Genomic DNA, 16,937 nt, shown 5'->3' on the forward strand with positions numbered 1-16,937 from the left:
AAGATCAAAGGTATGTTAAAACTTGTATTCCTGGAATGGAAGGGGAAAGCTGTTCCCGCCAGCAAACTGCTGTTAACTATGAAATTGACCATCTTTCTTTTTTTAACCTGCCTTCAGGTGCAGGCTATTTGTTTTGCGCAGGAAACGATTACCCTGCAGGTAAAAGAAACAAGTATCAGGCAGTTGCTGAAAAAGGTAGAGCAACAAACAGCTTACCGCTTTGTGTTTCATGATAAAACATTACCTGAAAATAAAAAGGTAACGGTAACCGTAAAGGAAGCTACGCTGGATGCTGTGCTGACACAGGCTTTTACAGGCACTAACCTGGCTTATTCCCTGAAAGAAAACGGGCTGGTGGTTGTTTATGCAAATACAACAACTATGGTAGTGGCGGATATTATCATCAAGGGAAAAGTAAAAGGGGTAGATAATTTACCGCTACCCGGTGTAACAGTGCGTGCTACTGGTACCACAGCCGGTACACTTACTAATTCAGATGGCACTTATACCCTGCGCGCGCCGGACAATGCAACAGCCATACAGTTTTCGCTGGTAGGGTATACCAGTCAGCAAATTGAAATAGGCAATAAGCGGGAGGTGAATGTTACACTGGAAGAAGATATCAAGACGCTGAATGCAGTAACGGTTACCGGCTATACGAATTATGCCAGGAATAAATCTACTGCAGCGGCAGCGGTGGTAGGAGCCGATAAAATTACACAGGTACCCATGGCTACCTTTGATCAGATATTGCAGGGACGTGTACCCGGACTGGTGGTTGCTGCCGGCTCTGGTCAGCCAGGCACCAGTGCCACCGTTACATTAAGGGGTGTTGGTACCATTAACGGAAATGCATCTGTATTGTATGTAATGGATGGTATACCCATTGAAGCGGGGCAGTTTCAGGGCATTAACCCTTCTGACATTGCATCGGTTACGGTGTTAAAAGACGCTTCTGCCAAAGCTATGTACGGATCACGTGGCTCAAATGGGGTGATAGTTATTACTACCAAAAAAGGGAAATCAGGAAAAATAGCGGTAGACTATAAATCGCAATATGGATTTTCCAATATGACTAATCCTAAGTTTCATATGATGAATACTGCGGAACGTTTGCAGTTTGAAGAGGAGATAGGACTGGAAACCGGTAATAGTCTTGGGCCTGGATGGGACAACTCTAAAAAAAATCCTGACTACGCTACTAAAACACCGCAGGAGCAACAACAGTCCGATCATATACTGGATAGTTTGCGTGGAATAAATACCAACTGGAAAAAACTCTTCCTGCAAACAGGTAAATTCCAGGAGCATCAGTTGAGTGCCAGTGGTGGTAATGATAATATCAGGTTCTATACTTCCTTAAATTATTTTGATCAGCAGGGTATTGCCAGACGATCTGAGTTAAAGCGGTACAGCTTTAAAAATAATATAGATTTTAATGCAGGCAGATTATCTGCTAATATCAATGTAGGCCTGGCTTATTCCCAATCTTCTTTTATTGAGAGAGAGGCTACTGCCAAAGCCACCAATACGCTGGCAGCCGTGTATTATGCGCTGCCATACGAATATCCTTATGCAGCTGATGGTACACTGGTGCCCACCCGTGATAATCCGCTTTATCCTGTATTGGATCAGCGCGAAGGCAGCGCTGCACTGGAAGCGATGTTAAATACTTCCAGCAAAGACAACCAGCTAAAGAGTGTTATTGGTACCTCACTGAACTATATACTTGCAAAAGGACTGGTAGCTAAAACAAGACTGGGGCTCGATTTCAGGGAAACTACCACAGAGCATTATATTAACCCTGATTCCTTTTCCGGTACTAACGTAGACAATGGCGCAAAAGGAAGTTTTGGAGAAGGTGTAACCAGGAATTTTACATTGATCTCTACTTCAGGTTTAACCTATTCAAAAGTAGTGGCAACACGACATGATTTTGAAGTGTCCGGGTATTTTGAATTTACAAAAAACAACTACCGGGCATTTGATTATACCGGTTATGATATAGATGGCCGCCTGCCGGGAACTCCTGCCGGCATTACACCTGGTTCTCCATTCAGCCCATTGCTGGGAGGAGGACGCATGAAGAGTGCATTAGCATCTTACATCGGAGTAGGCCGGTATACATTGGATGGCAAATACACGGTGAATGCCAGTTATCGCTATGATGGTGCTTCTACAGTGCCGCAAAATAACAGGTGGCATGGATTTTATTCCGTTGGTGTTGGTTGGGAAATCAAAAAAGAAAATTTCCTGAAAGAAGTGAGTGTTGTTAATGACCTGCGGTTAAGGGCCAGCTATGGTACCTCTGCGAGTCCTTTTTCTACCACCGCGCCGTTTGGTTACTTCCGGACTTATGGTACCGGCCAGTATGGTGGTAATCCTGCTATTATTCCTACGCAGCCCGGCAATCCTGCTTACGACTGGGAGTATGCTAAAGAATTTAATGTTGGCTTTGACCTCGGTTTATGGAACAACCGCATCCGGTTGATAACAGATGTGTACAATAAAGTGACGAACAACCTGTTTATTGATCAGCCATTATCAATTACTTCCGGCTTCTACACACAGTCTCTCAACTCCGGTGCTATGCGCAACAGGGGTATAGAAATGGATCTGCAGACAGATGTATTGCGGAAAAAAGATTTCACCTGGACGGTAGGGTTCAATTTTGCCTATAACAAAAATGTGATCACAGATCTGGGAGGTGCAGATGAATTTACACAACGGAATTCACAGATCGTACGGGTAGGATTACCATACGGTTCTCATTATGCACCTAAATGGGCCGGTGTAGATCCGCAAACCGGTAATGGGCTTTATTATGACCGGCAGGGTAAAAAAACAAGTGATTACAATGAAACTACTTTAAGTGTAGCAGAATTCGGTACCTATATTCCTCCTTTTACCGGTGGATTTAATACTGCTTTTACCTGGAAAACTTTTTATGTAAATGCATTATTCACTTTTGCGGATAAAACAATGCGTTATCTCAACGAGGATTATTATAATGAAAATCCCGATTTCGCAACCAGCAACCAATCCGTGCGCATGTTGTACGACAGGTGGAAGAAACCCGGCGATAATGCTATACTCCCCAGCTTTAATGCCGGCAGGAGATTCTCTTCCAGAGATATTCAGGATGCTTCTTACCTGCGGTTGAGGAATGTGAATATCGGTTATAACTTTTCTAAAAAATTGTTGGCCAACATAAAATTTGTACAAGGCATACAGGTGTTTGTACAAGCGCAAAACCTGTACACCTGGACTAAATGGAAAAGTTTTGATCCGGAAAATAACAATGGTGAAGGGATGTTTGACTATCCCAGTGCCAGAACCTACACTATTGGTCTGAACGTTAATTTTTAAAACATTGACATCATGATGATCCGCTATTTCAAGCATAAAATAAATTACCTGGCGTTATTACTGCCGTTGTGTATACTCTCCTGTAACAAGCAGCTGGATCTTTCTCCTACTGATAATATCATAGATCCGGGCAATAGTTTTCGTAATGTGGCAGACCTGAACAGTGGACTGCTGGGCGCTTATTCCGGATTGACCTATAATACTATTTACAACGTATCATTGGTAACGGATGAATGCACATTGCCTGCTGAGAATAACACCGGTGGCGGCGTAGCTACCTACAGGTGGAAGATAGACCCCAGCAGCACTACTATTACCAGCTCTTTCGGAGAAAATTATATAGCGATAAACAGCGCCAACCTGGTACTGTCGGCTATTAACCGCGTAACTGCCAAAGGAGATGACATTGCATTAAAAGCGCAATACAGGGGCGAATTGTTAGCGCTTCGTGCTTACTGTCATTTTGAATTGCTGCAGAGTTATGCCGAAGCATATGCACCTGCTGCTATGGGGATTGCTTATATGGATAGTTCCATTAATGGTAAACCTGCCAGGAATACTTTTGCAGAAGTAATGACTAAAATAGAAGCAGACTTACAACTCGCGAAAACATTGATTCCTGCGTCTTTTGACGATAATACCAGGATTACCCATGCTGCGGTATCTGCTATCCAGGCGAGAGTAGCTTTGTATAACAAACAATGGAATGATGCCGTTACTTATGCCACCGAAGTTATTAATGCGATGCCACTGGCAACTGCAGCTGATTTTCCGGGTATCTGGAAAGACACAAAAAATGCAGAAGTAGTATGGAAAGTGAAGAAGGTAGCTGGTGTGGATGACCTGATTGGCAGACTTTATTTCAGAAGAAGTAAAGCCTTGTATGTTCCATCTTTTAAACTGATCAATTTGTTTGATCAGACCAATGATGTTCGTTATCCTGCATACATAACATTTGATGATTCCAGGGGAGATGGTACCTCTAAATACTTGGTGAATAAATATACCGGAACAAGTGGTAATCCCGGTTTGGCAGATATCAAACTTTTCAGGACAGGTGAAATGTACCTGATCAGGGCAGAAGCACTGGCGGAGCAAAACAAGCTGCCGGCTGCCGCTACTGATCTGAATGATTTGCGTAAGGCCCGCATCGCAGGCTACACACTGGAATCGTTTGCTGGTAAAGACACGCTGATTGCCGCTATATATACAGAACGTTTTAAAGAGCTGGCTTTTGAAGGTCATCGTATTTTTGATTTGAGAAGAAGAAGTTTACCGGTAACGCGGGACCCTGCGGATGCAACTACTGCCCTGGGTGCGGTGTTGCTGAAGCCAGGCGATAAAGGATATGTATTCCCTATTCCTGATGCAGAAACGAAGGCCAATAAAAATATGCAACAGAACCCCGGGTATTGAGATAATAGCCGCGTATTTTAAATATAATTATTTTCAGATGATGGGTATTGATCATTTTAAGCTATTAATAACGGTTACGGCTATATGTTTTTTGAGTTGTCATCAGGCAGCGCAGAAACGTGTTATTCCGGGGCGCCCCGGATCTATTGGTATCATTGGGGATACAGCAGATGTGCAAACACCGGTGAAAGGTGGTGTGGTATTGATTGGTGGCGGTGGTAATGTAAACGGCGCTTTCCAATGGATGCTGGAACGTAGTGGCGGCGGAGATGTGGTGATATTAACAGCATCCGGCAATGCCGGTTATAATGCAGATATAGATTCGCTGGGTAAGGTGAATTCTGTGGAGACTTTAAATATTACAACGCGGGAATTAGCTGATAATGATACAGTGGCACATATTATCCGTCAGGCGGAAATGCTGTTCATTGCCGGTGGTGATCAATCCCGTTACATGCAGCAATGGAGAGGCACAAAAGTGAATGCTGCTATTAATTATCTCCTGCAGGAAAAGAAAGTGCCTGTAGGTGGTACCAGTGCGGGTTGCGCCATCCTGAGCGGATTGTATTACAGTGGAGAAGGCGGCAGCGCCGTAGCGGATTCTGTATTGGCCAATCCTTATGACCCGCTGGTAACCTTGTATAATAACGATTTCCTGCACGCACCGTATCTGCAACAGGTGATCAGTGATCAACATTATCTGACACGTAAAAGGGAGGGGCGGCACGTTACTTTTATGAGCCGGATTATACAAGACTGGCGTATCTTTCCAAAAGGAATAGCACCTGATGAAAAAACGGCTGTATGCATTGATGAGCATGGAACAGCCAAAGTATTTGGTGTAAGCAAGGCGTATTTTATTTGTACGGATACATTAAAGAAACCGGAGCTTTGTGAGAAAGGGCAGCCATTGCAATGGAATAATAACGGGCAGGCGATGAAAGTATATGAGATTCCCGCTACCGCTACAGGTAATGGCAGTTTCCAGGTGTCTGATTTTGATCCCGCTAAGGCCAGCGGAGGAACATGGTATTGGTGGTGGGTAGAAAACGGTCAGCTGAAGAAAAAGGCAATTTGATTATTCGTTAAAATAGATTTGATATATGAAAGGAAGATTTTGTTATTTATTCTTTTTTATTTTTTTAATGCAATGGATGCAGCCGGTGGTGGCGCAAAAGGCAGCACCTTCTTATGTGTTGGTTATTCATGGTGGTGCGGGTACTATTCTTAAAAAGAATATGAGCCCGGAAAAAGAAGCGGCTTACAGGGCTTCGCTTAAAAAAGCGCTGGAAACAGGTTATAAGATTTTGCAATCGGGAGGTAGCAGCCTGGATGCTGTAGAATCTACTGTGCGGGTACTGGAAGACGATTCTCTTTTTAATGCAGGCAAGGGCGCGGTATTTACCCATGAGGGCCGTAATGAGCTGGATGCTGCCATTATGAATGGTAAAACAAAGGCTGCTGGAGCGGTAGCAGGTGTAACAGTGGTACGCAATCCTGTAAGTGCAGCACGGGCAGTAATGGAAAAGTCTGAACATGTGATGCTGGTAGGACCAGGTGCAGATAAATTTGCTAAAGAAGCAGGACTGGAAATAGTGGATCCTTCTTATTTCAGAACGGAATCGCGTTGGAACGACCTGCAAAAAGCATTAAAGGAAGACTCCATTGCAGCTACTAAATCCAACGCATATACGAATCCGGAAAAACTGGGTATCAAAAACAGGGATTATAAATTTGGTACTGTAGGAGCTGTGGCACTAGATAAGCAGGGCAATCTGGCTGCGGCTACTTCCACCGGTGGTATGACCGACAAAAAATTCGGTCGCATAGGCGACTCTCCTATCATTGGTGCGGGTACCTATGCTAATAATAAAACCGCTGCCATTTCCTGTACTGGCTGGGGAGAATTTTATATCCGTAATGTAGTAGCATACGATCTTTCGGCGTTGATGGAGTATAAAGGGCTGTCTGTTCAGCAGGCAGGAAACACCGTTATTAAGAAAGTGGGTGATATGGGTGGTGATGGTGGCCTGATTGCGTTGGATAAACAAGGCAACATGACCATGTCTTTCAACACAGAAGGGATGTATCGCGGTACGGTAACGAAGGACGGAAAAATTGAAGTATTTATTTATAAGAATTAAGTCGGCATATTATATTTTTAGATAAAGGCTAAAACTTGCACTGGTGCTGGTTTTAGCCTTTGTTTTTATGTGCAGACAGGTACTTAGTCACGCTAATGGATGTACGAATCCGGTTCCCTGACTTTCACCTTTCTTCTTTCGTGAAGGCTGTTTAACAACCTGATGCGTAAAAAAAAGGACACCTATATTTTTAAAGGGGTACTATTACACCTGTTGTTGTGTTAACAATATGCTGCTGACATCATCTTATTTGCTCTTTATATGTATATAATAATTTATAATTATAGTTAATACGAATTTATTTATTAAATAATAAGATTTGTTACTAATTTATACAGCAGAACTGATGGCCATTGCCTTTGGGAGACCTGGCTTTTTTCTAGCCATATAAATTGTATTCCACGGTATGATTTATATAAAAGAAGTGATATGAATATATTAGATGCAGAATTGGTATTGCGGTTACATAATGATGAAGTAAGCGCTTTTGATAGTTTGTACTGGAAGTATCACCAGGCAGTGTACCGGAATATTTTCAAGTTTGTAAAAGATGCCGTCACAACGGAAGATATTTTACAGGAAGTATTTGCGCGCCTTTGGGAAAAACGACAGGACATTAACGCAGAACAATCTGTGAGTGGCTGGTTGTTTGTTATCAGCTTCAATATGTGTGTCACCTACGTGCGTAAAAAACTGCGTGAACAAACCCTGCATAAAAATATCTTCCTGTCTGATACAGACGACGAAGTAGCACTGGAGCGGAAGAACATGGATGAAGAACAATATCATCTGCTCGAAAAAGCGATTGCAACTTTATCTCCCAAAAAAAGAACGATTGTTACCCGCTGTAAACTGGAAGGTAAAACCTATGATGAGGTGGCCAAAGAATTAAATATATCCCGTAATACCGTAAAAGAGCACTTGTCTGCTGCCATGATCAAGTTGAACGACTATATGCAGCGCAACGGCGATCACAAGTATATTGTTCTTTTATTATTGTTTCTTAATTATCATGACGGACCACATTAACGCTAACCCCTATTTACATTAGTATTAAATAAATATGATTTTTTTTGAAAAAGCACCCACCCATTTTTTCCAATCAGGCGTATTTAGATTAAACCGTCACGATAGTGCTCAACAGAAAGGAATATCTCAAACAACTGCTAAATACTGATAAATGGTCTGCTACCGAGCAGGAATGGATATTACAGTATTTAGACAGCAACGATCTGTCGGAACTGGAAACGGTAGCTGCGGAGGATTTTCAATCTGATCTGAGTACGGTGAAGGATATATTGGATAAACGTTTATCTGAAAGAATGCTGAAAAACATTCATCAGCGTATAGGCGTCTCCGAAAGATCTTTCAAAGGCATTTTTCCACTGTATCGTCGCAGAATTGCAGCAGCAGCTATTGTATTGCTGTTGGCAGGAGCGGCCTGGTATACGCTGTTGCATCAACAGGTGAAGGAGCTGGTAATGACTACCAATACCGAAAGGCTCACCGTGAAATTACCGGATGGCTCCATGGTATATCTTGAAAAAGGCTCCAGTATTACTTATCCCAAGGTTTTTGATAAACAGGCACGTGAGGTGGCATTAACAGGAGAAGCTTTTTTTGAAGTTAACCATGATGCAAAACATCCTTTTATTATCACTTCATCGCTGATTAACACTACAGTATTGGGTACCTCTTTTAATATGGAAGTGCATGAAGGAAGCGCCGCTAAAGTGGTAGTGGTATCCGGCATGGTGCAGGTAAATACAAAAGGAGGAAAGCAATACAAACATGAACAGCTGGTGCTCACGGCCAATAAAAGCGCTGTATACAACCAGGCTTCGCAGGACCTGCAATTGCAGGATGCAACAGATGATGCAAGATTTTTTGCACAGAAAAGGAACGGTAAGTTTGTTTATAAAGGAGAGCCATTATCCAAAGTGGCGAGCGACCTGCAAAGATATTATAATGTACAGGTAATAACTGATCAAAAGTCCGCACAGTGTAACTTTTACGGATCTTTTAATACAGATGATGATTTAGATAAAGCACTTACGTTAATCGCGATTTCATTAGATGCTAAAGTTAGAAAAAACAGTAACAGCAACGGATACACGATAGTTGGTGGTAACTGTAAATAAAATAAACTGCTTATATCGTTAACCAAACTTTTGTTCAAAATGGAAAACTATTTTCGACTAAGCTAAACCAAAAATTAAGGGAAAAATAGCGCTGTATTGCTGGTATACTATCCTGGTGGCCTATAGCCTGAAATGACATTCATGCTTGATTAAATACGTGATTGAATACACCTGTATCCAATCACCAGGCGACCTATTGCCAACGCGTACCGATAACCGTAGAGCTGATTTCAACCGAACTAAATCGCAACAACACAATGACACAGTTAGCATCATTTCTGTCAGGTTAACACACTGATAGTTTATTACTGATTAAATCCAAACTGCCATGCAGAAGGCCCTTTATTGCCCGGTTTTGTCCAAAAACCGGAATGGGGATCCTATTACCCGGAACGAACCAATAAAAAAATCATATGCTTAGAAAGGTCCAATGTTTTATTTATTCCTTATTCCTACTGCTAACGGTACTGGAAGTCCGTGCTGAAAGAGACGGCACACAGGATGCACTCGACAAAAAAATTACGATCCAGCTGAGAAATGTAGTACTCAAAGATGCACTGGAGAAAATCAGCAACCTGGCGGAGGTATCCTTTGTTTATGTAGGCAGCGAGGTGCTGGATGCCAACAAAGTGAGCATCAGCGCGCACAATGAAAAAGTAGGCGACCTGCTCAACAAACTGCTTACGCCTTACTCATTATCCTTTAGTGTGATCTACGATCGTATCGTGATTAAACATGAGAATGGAAAGAAATTGATTTCACTAACGGAATCGAATACACTAAGACAAATCGCCCTGCGTATTACAGATGTAAAAGGAGTGGTGACGAATGAAAAGAAAGAACCTTTGCCCGGTGTGGCCATCATTATTAAGGGCACTTCACGCGGTGTTACCACCAATGATAAAGGCGCATTTGAAATGAAGCGGATTGCCAACGACGCCATCCTGGTTTTCAATTTCACCGGTTATAAAACAGAAGAAATCAGTGTAAGCGAATTCCTGAATGGCCCGCTGAATATTGTACTGAAAGAAAAACCCACCCGCCTGCAGGAAGTAGTGGTGACGGGCTTTCAGAGCATCGACAAAAGTAAATTTTCCGGCGCCGCCACACGTCTTAAAGCAGAAGACGTAAAAATAGATGGGATGACCGATGTCAGCCGCATGCTGGAAGGGCGTGTAGCCGGCGTGTCTATACAAAATGTATCCGGCACTTTTGGTACTGCACCTAAAGTCCGCATCCGCGGTGCTACCTCTATTAATGGTGATAACAAACCATTATGGGTAGTAGATGGGGTAGTACTGGAAGATGTGGTAAATATCTCTAACGACCAGCTCTCCAGCGGCGACCCTACTACCTTATTAGGCTCCGCTGTGGCCGGTTTGAACGTAAACGATATTGAAAGTTTTGATATCCTGAAAGATGCTGCTGCTACTGCTTTGTATGGCGCACGCGCTATGAATGGCGTAGTAGTTATCACCACCAAGAAAGGCCGTGTAGGCAAACCCGTTATAGCCTATAGCGGCAATTTCAGTACACAGCTGAAACCTGATTACCGCAACTTCAATATCATGAATTCCGGTCAGCAGATGTCTGTGCTGGCAGAACTGGAAAGAAAAGGTATTCTCAACTCCGACATACTTTCGCAGGGAGATATAGGCGTATTCGGTAAATTATATGACCAACTGAATGCAGATCCAAATGGTAACTTCCCGGTAGAAAATGATCCTGCCAAAAAGAAAGCATTTTTACTGCGTTATGCAAAAGCAAACACCAATTGGTTTGGACTGCTTTTCCGTAATAATTTTGTACAGGATCATTCCCTCAGCATTTCATCCGGTACAGACAAATCACAGTCATATTTCTCTACCAGCTTTTTCAGTGATAATGGTTGGACACTGGCCGATAAAGTAACGCGCTATACACTTAACTACCGTAATAACTATAAGCTATCAGACAGATTGACTGCCGGCTTTTCCACATTAGCATCCGTGCGCCGCCAGCAAGCGCCAGGGGCGCTAACGCGGAGCAGTAACCCGGTAGAAGGACGGTATGACCGCGATTTCGATATCAACCCTTTCAGCTATTCACTCAATACCAGCCGCACTTTAACTGCATACGACGAACAAGGAGGCCTGGAATATTTCAGAAGAAATTTCGCACCGTTCAATATCATTAATGAACTGCGGAACAACTATCTGAACCTGAATATGATGGACCTCCGCCTGCAGGCAGATCTGGGCTGGAAGCTGACAAAAAATATCCGCTATGAATTTACCGGTGCTATCAGGTATGTAAAATCTTCGCGTGAACATCAGATCACAGAAAACGCCAACATGGCCAATGCATACCGTTCAGCAGGTAATTCAACGATTGCACAGAATAATAAATTTTTGTACCGCGACCCGGATAACCCGGATGCAATGCCTGTGATAGTGCTGCCAGCCGGTGGTTTTTATAACCGTACAGAAGACCAGTTACTGAATTATGATTTTCGTAATGGCCTTAACTATAGCGACACATTCGCACAAAAACATAATATCAACGTGCTGATAGGTCAGCAGGTAAAATATGCTGATCGCCAGAATGCTTCCAATACAGGTTACGGCTATCAGTATGAAAATGGCGGCGCCACTTTTACGGACTATCACATTCTTAAACAAACCATTGAAAGCAATTTTCCATACTATGCCATGGGCAGAGATTATGATCGCTTTGCCGCATTTTATGCTACCAGTACCTATGCTTATAACAATAAGTATAACCTCACTGGTACGGTCAGGTATGATGGTTCAAACCGCCTGGGACAATCCAGCAAAGCACGGTGGTTGCCTACCTGGAGCGTGGCCGGTTCCTGGAATATAGACAGGGAGCCATTTGCGGAGCGCATCAAACAACTGGATTATCTCACGTTGCGCGCCAGCTACGGACTTACTGCCAGCATGGGGCCTGCTACTAATTCCAATATTGTTTACCAGACAATTAATACCAACAGGCCACACCTGAATGAAGTAGAGTCAGTAATCCGGTTGTCGCATTTACAGAATGATGATCTCACCTGGGAGAAATTATACACCACCAACATTGGGCTGGATGGGGGCTTTTTCAATAACCGGCTCAATTTCAGTATTGATGCCTACACGCGTAAAAGCTTTGACCTGATCAGTATCATTAAAACTTCCGGTATCGGTGGTGAAATGTATAAGGCTGCCAACTATGCGGATATGAATTCAAAAGGAATAGAAGTAATGGTAGGTGGTGATGTAATACGTAGTAAGGTTTGGGGCTGGAAATCAAATGTCACTTTTGGTTATAGTGTTAACAAGATCACTAATGCTAAAAATATCCCCGGCATTTTTGACCTGGTAGTAGCAGAAGGTGGCAGCAAAGAAGGGTACCCGGTACACAGCTTGTTTTCCCTGCAATACACCGGGTTAGATCCTAAGTCGGGCGTGCCTTCTTTTATTAACCAGGATGGTGTTAACAGCTCAGATGTAAATCTGCAGTCACTTATTACAAAAAACCTGGTATATGAAGGCGCGGTAGATCCGCCTGTTACCGGTGGGTTCTCCAATACATTCCGCTATAAAGCTTTATCACTGAATATATTTTTTACTTATCAGTTTGGCAATAAGATCCGCTTATATCCTGCATTCAAAACAACTTACTCTGATCTGGATGCAATGCCGAAAGAGTTTTATGACAGATGGGTAATGCCCGGAGATGAAGCCAGGACGCATGTGCCTTCTATACTCGATGCCTTTGAAAAAGTACTGATCAGTGGTGCGCATCCTTATAACAACTATAATTTCTCTACCGAAAGAGTTGCCAAGGGCGATTTTATCCGCCTGAAAACAGTCTCCCTTACTTATCAGCTTCCGGCGGGATTAACAAAACGCGCGGGACTGAATAATGTGTCTGTAAGCGCTGCTGCTATTAACCCCTGGCTGATCTATGCTGATAGCAAACTGCAAGGCCAGGACCCTGAATTTTTTAACTCAGGTGGGGTAGCACAACCTATTCAAAAGCAATTCACTCTTTCATTAAAAGTAGGTATTTAAAAAAGGAAAATATGCCATCATACTATATAACGTCAACCAATAAACGAAAAATAAGACCGCTTGCCATTGCGGCCTTCGCAGTGGTAGCACTCCTGGCAGCCGGATGCAAAAAGTACCTGGAACAGGTGCCGGACAGTACCTGGACGGATCTGAGTACGCCCGCCAAAGTAAGTAAACTATTGGGCACCGCTTATCCGCAATCCAGCTACATCGCTATGTGTGAAGCCATGACAGATAACGTGGGAGATAAAGGTGTAGGTATATACGACCGGCCCAACCAGGATGCTTATTTATTCCGTGATATACAATCCATTGAACAGGATTCTCCTGAATCATACTGGACGGCCTGTTATACGGCCATTGCTGCTGCCAACCAGGCATTGCAGGCATGTAATAATGCTGTTGATAAGGCAGCCTATCAACACCAGAAAGGCGAAGCCCTGGTAGCAAGAGCTTACGCACATTTTATGCTGGTGAATATTTTTGCTAAAGTTTATGATGCCGGTACAGCCGCCACTGATGCCGGTATCCCTTATGTAACTGAACCGGAAACAGTAGTGATGAAACAGTATGACCGGAAAACAGTGGCTTATGTGTATGACATGGTTGAAAAGGACTTGCTGGAAGGATTACCATTGATCAGTGACGAAGCGTATAGTGTACCCCGTTATCATTTTAATCGTAGCGCTGCCTATGTATTTGCTACGCGTTTTTATCTGTATAAAAAAGATTACGCTAAAGTAGTAGCCTATGCCAATCAGACTTTTGCCAATAACGATATAGCTACCAACATGCGGCAGTGGAATAGCACTTATAGCTCCTTGTCGCCCGCACAGATCTATGATCTGTATGCCAATGCAAAAGAAAATGCTAACCTGCTGATTGTGGAAACGCCGTCTTTATGGGGCCGTAACGTTGGGCGGTATCGCTATGACCTGGACTATGCACACCAGGTACAGATTCTGAGATACAATGTAACCGGCGGTGACTGGGTTTATCCGGTGTACTACTTTGGTTCACAGGACTATTTTGTACCAAAGCTCACAGAGTATTTTGTAAAGTCATCTGTTAACGCCACTATCGGTCAGCCTTATGTAATGGTGCCTTTGCTCACTACTGAAGAAGTATTGTTTAACAGGGCAGAAGCCAATGCATACCTGAATAAGACCAGTGCTGCATTAAAAGACCTCAACCTTTTTGCCAGCAAGCGTATCAGGAATTACGATGCATCATTGCATGGCATTACATTATCCACCATCCAGAATTTTTATGGCATCAGTGATGCACGCACAGGACTGATACACACTATCCTCGATTTTAAACGTGCGGAATATGTACAGGAAGGTATGCGTTGGTTCGATATGCAACGATATAAAATGCCGGTAGTACATCATACCAGGGAAGGACAGATACTTGAATTAAAAGCAGATGATAACCGTCGTGTATTTCAGATCCCGGAATCGGCTACTACATCAGGTATTACATTGAATCCGAGATAATATCCGGCGTAAAAACAACCAAATATCAACATTAAAAAATACTCAAATGAAAGCATTACTTCTCATCACCACCTTATGCTTACTCATGGCCTGCAGTAAAAAAGATGACCTGGGTAACGTGGAAGAAATTCCTGGTCTGGGTGGCGACACATGGGTAAAAGGGCCACTGGACCAATGGTTGTACGACACACTCACCGTGCCTTATAACATCGCGGTGAAATATAAATGGGATCAGTTTGAATATGAACTGAATAAAACACTGGTGCCGCCTAAAGAAGAAAAAGTTATACCAGTGATGAGTGCGATTAAAAAAGTATGGATGAATACTTATGTAGCAGAAGCAGGCACCTTATTTTTTAAGAAGTACTGCCCCAAGTATTTTATTCTCTCCGGAAGTGCCAGCTGGAACGAGAACGGCACCATCACACTGGGTACTGCTGAAGGAGGCCGTAAAGTAGTACTGTACCTGCTGAATGATTTTTTAACGAAAGATATGCCGGGCTATCAGCCAGCTGATTCTGGTGTTGTAAAACAAATGTTTCATGTAATAGAACATGAGTTTGGACATATCCTGCATCAGACAACCATGTACCCGGTTGAGTTTAAACGTATCTGCGCTGGTTTTTATACCGGTAACTGGAATAATATTTCTGATGAGAATGCCCACCGTGATGGTTTTGTTACCCCTTATGCTATGTCGGCATTTGATGAAGATTTTGTGGAGATGATTTCCACGATGTTGGTAGAAGGCAGAACAGGATTTGATATGATCGTGAATAGTATTCCTGAAGGTACCAGTATCAACGGTGTTTCAAAAGCAGAAGCACAGGCGCGTTTGCGCAGGAAAGAAGCTATTGTGGTAAGCTATTTCCAGACAGTGTGGCATATAGATTTTTACAGCCTGCAAAATCGTACGAGGAAAGAAATTGTTCAATTACTCTATTAAAAAATATTGCTCTGCAAGAGCATAAAAATATAAGTATGAGAAAGAATCTAGTCTGCTTATTACTCATCATTACAGGAATATACGCCTGTAAAAAAGAAACGGATCCCGTTTTTGATAAGTCGCCCGATGAACGCATTAACGATACCCTCCGGCATTACCAGGAAGTGCTTACCAGCGCTACTTATGGCTGGAAAGGACTGGTATATCCTGCTGGTGTGCCAGGGAGTGTTTTTGGTTTTTACTTTCATTTTACTGCAAGTAACCGGGTGGAGATGTTTTCTGATTTTGAAGCCGGCAGCACCAGCACGGTGCATGAAAGCAGCTGGCGTTTAAAGGCCTTACAACAACCTTCCCTGTTGTTTGACACCTACTCCTACCTGCATGTATTATGTGACCCTGATGCGGCTCATAATGGCGGCAGCTACGGGCAGGGGCTGGGCTCTGATTTCGAGTTTGCTATCAACGGTCTGCATGGAGATACATTGTTATTAACCGGACGTTTTCATGGAAGCAAAGCCGTGCTGATAAGGGCCACACAACCGGAACAGGATGCTTATTACCAGCATCATATTAACCGGGCTATTGATAGCGTATCCCTTATTCTCACTTATTTCCGGCAGATGAATATTGGTGCAAACAAGTATGACGTGAGCATAAATAAAGACCTGCACCAGATAACTTTTACCTGGATAGTGAATGGTAAAGTAAAACAGGTGACTACCGGTTACTACTATACGTCAAATGGGATTGCCTTGTCGCCGGCATTTAACGACAGTACCACTATCATCAGCAGTTTTGAAAATGTGAAATGGGATGGTAGCGCCATCACAGGCAGCATCAATGGCAGTAATGCCGGTATTACTGAAACGGCCAGGCCGGTAGCTGTAGATGGCAGCGCACCTAAAAGATGGTACCAGCACGTAGCGGATCAGGGCTCTTATTGGGCTTCCTATTATGGGTTTCATGTAAATGGTGTAGACGATGCCTATCACATTATCGGTTTGCCGGCTTACGTTGGCGTTACCTACTGGCCAAATATCAATGGCCCCGGCAGTTTTGATCTCCTCGGATTTGTGCTGCGGCAGGGTAGTGAACGTCCAAGCGTTACCTATGGCCCCGGTTATGATGCGCCCACTTTTACAACTGATGGCAGGATCATTTTTAATGATAATGGTCTTTATGGATCTCTGCCCGCCAATATACAGCCTGTTCTGAAAACAAGGGCAGCCATGGCCGATCCACAGGGATTTTTCCTGGTACAAAAAAGTAGCACCACTTATGATATGGTGAGTGCAAGCGATGGGAAATCGTGGATCAACTGGTCAGGTAATTGAATCACAGTAACTATCAATTCAAATAACCTC

10 protein-coding genes are annotated in these 16,937 nt (G+C 43.2%); all 10 read left to right on the forward strand.

The genetic code is table 11. From position 1 onward, the window contains the following. Positions 1 to 12: 12 nt before the first annotated feature. The 10 genes from CLV51_RS10405 to CLV51_RS10450 all read left to right on the forward strand — a co-directional run bounded on the left by CLV51_RS10405 (position 13) and on the right by CLV51_RS10450 (position 16,907). A complete protein-coding gene (locus CLV51_RS10405; protein WP_211301982.1) occupies positions 13 to 3,369 on the forward strand; it encodes a SusC/RagA family TonB-linked outer membrane protein in 3,357 nt (1,118 codons plus the stop codon). 12 nt (positions 3,370 to 3,381) lie between these two features. Further along, positions 3,382 to 4,785: a RagB/SusD family nutrient uptake outer membrane protein gene (locus CLV51_RS10410; RefSeq protein ID WP_106527968.1), complete on the forward strand. Its 1,404-nt coding sequence runs from the start codon at positions 3,382 to 3,384 to the stop codon at positions 4,783 to 4,785. Between the two features lie 37 nt (positions 4,786 to 4,822). Further along, entirely contained in the window at positions 4,823 to 5,863 is a 1,041-nt protein-coding gene (locus tag CLV51_RS10415; protein ID WP_158266970.1) for a cyanophycinase, read from the forward strand. Between the two features lie 25 nt (positions 5,864 to 5,888). Continuing rightward, positions 5,889 to 6,929, forward strand: a complete 1,041-nt coding sequence (locus tag CLV51_RS10420; protein WP_106527970.1) for an isoaspartyl peptidase/L-asparaginase family protein — start codon at positions 5,889 to 5,891, stop codon at positions 6,927 to 6,929. 429 nt (positions 6,930 to 7,358) lie between these two features. Then, positions 7,359 to 7,958: an RNA polymerase sigma factor gene (locus CLV51_RS10425; protein ID WP_106527971.1), complete on the forward strand. Its 600-nt coding sequence runs from the start codon at positions 7,359 to 7,361 to the stop codon at positions 7,956 to 7,958. 104 nt (positions 7,959 to 8,062) lie between these two features. Next, positions 8,063 to 9,070, forward strand: a complete 1,008-nt coding sequence (locus CLV51_RS10430) for a FecR family protein (RefSeq protein WP_106527972.1) — start codon at positions 8,063 to 8,065, stop codon at positions 9,068 to 9,070. A 413-nt stretch (positions 9,071 to 9,483) separates the two neighbouring features. Further along, positions 9,484 to 13,128: a SusC/RagA family TonB-linked outer membrane protein gene (locus CLV51_RS10435; RefSeq protein ID WP_106527973.1), complete on the forward strand. Its 3,645-nt coding sequence runs from the start codon at positions 9,484 to 9,486 to the stop codon at positions 13,126 to 13,128. An 11-nt stretch (positions 13,129 to 13,139) separates the two neighbouring features. Next, positions 13,140 to 14,627: a RagB/SusD family nutrient uptake outer membrane protein gene (locus CLV51_RS10440; RefSeq protein WP_106527974.1), complete on the forward strand. Its 1,488-nt coding sequence runs from the start codon at positions 13,140 to 13,142 to the stop codon at positions 14,625 to 14,627. A gap of 46 nt (positions 14,628 to 14,673) precedes the next feature. Then, complete coding sequence (locus CLV51_RS10445; RefSeq protein ID WP_106527975.1) at positions 14,674 to 15,573, forward strand: zinc-binding metallopeptidase; 900 nt, start codon at positions 14,674 to 14,676, stop codon at positions 15,571 to 15,573. Between the two features lie 35 nt (positions 15,574 to 15,608). Further along, positions 15,609 to 16,907: a DUF4302 domain-containing protein gene (locus CLV51_RS10450; protein WP_106527976.1), complete on the forward strand. Its 1,299-nt coding sequence runs from the start codon at positions 15,609 to 15,611 to the stop codon at positions 16,905 to 16,907. Positions 16,908 to 16,937: the final 30 nt, after the last annotated feature.

Origin of the sequence: Chitinophaga niastensis (genome assembly GCF_003014755.1) — a bacterium.
In the GTDB taxonomy this organism is placed as follows: Bacteria; Bacteroidota; Bacteroidia; order Chitinophagales; family Chitinophagaceae; genus Chitinophaga; species Chitinophaga niastensis.

Excerpts from the sequence above, each read along its gene's own strand:
- CLV51_RS10405 (WP_211301982.1), top strand. The coding sequence starts at position 13 with ATGTTAAAACTTGTATTCCTGGAATGGAAGGGGAAAGCTGTTCCCGCC.
- CLV51_RS10410 (WP_106527968.1), top strand. The coding sequence starts at position 3,382 with ATGATGATCCGCTATTTCAAGCATAAAATAAATTACCTGGCGTTATTA.
- CLV51_RS10415 (WP_158266970.1), top strand. The coding sequence starts at position 4,823 with ATGATGGGTATTGATCATTTTAAGCTATTAATAACGGTTACGGCTATA.
- CLV51_RS10420 (WP_106527970.1), top strand. The coding sequence starts at position 5,889 with ATGAAAGGAAGATTTTGTTATTTATTCTTTTTTATTTTTTTAATGCAA.
- CLV51_RS10425 (WP_106527971.1), top strand. The coding sequence starts at position 7,359 with ATGAATATATTAGATGCAGAATTGGTATTGCGGTTACATAATGATGAA.
- CLV51_RS10435 (WP_106527973.1), top strand. The coding sequence starts at position 9,484 with ATGCTTAGAAAGGTCCAATGTTTTATTTATTCCTTATTCCTACTGCTA.
- CLV51_RS10440 (WP_106527974.1), top strand. The coding sequence starts at position 13,140 with ATGCCATCATACTATATAACGTCAACCAATAAACGAAAAATAAGACCG.
- CLV51_RS10445 (WP_106527975.1), top strand. The coding sequence starts at position 14,674 with ATGAAAGCATTACTTCTCATCACCACCTTATGCTTACTCATGGCCTGC.
- CLV51_RS10450 (WP_106527976.1), top strand. The coding sequence starts at position 15,609 with ATGAGAAAGAATCTAGTCTGCTTATTACTCATCATTACAGGAATATAC.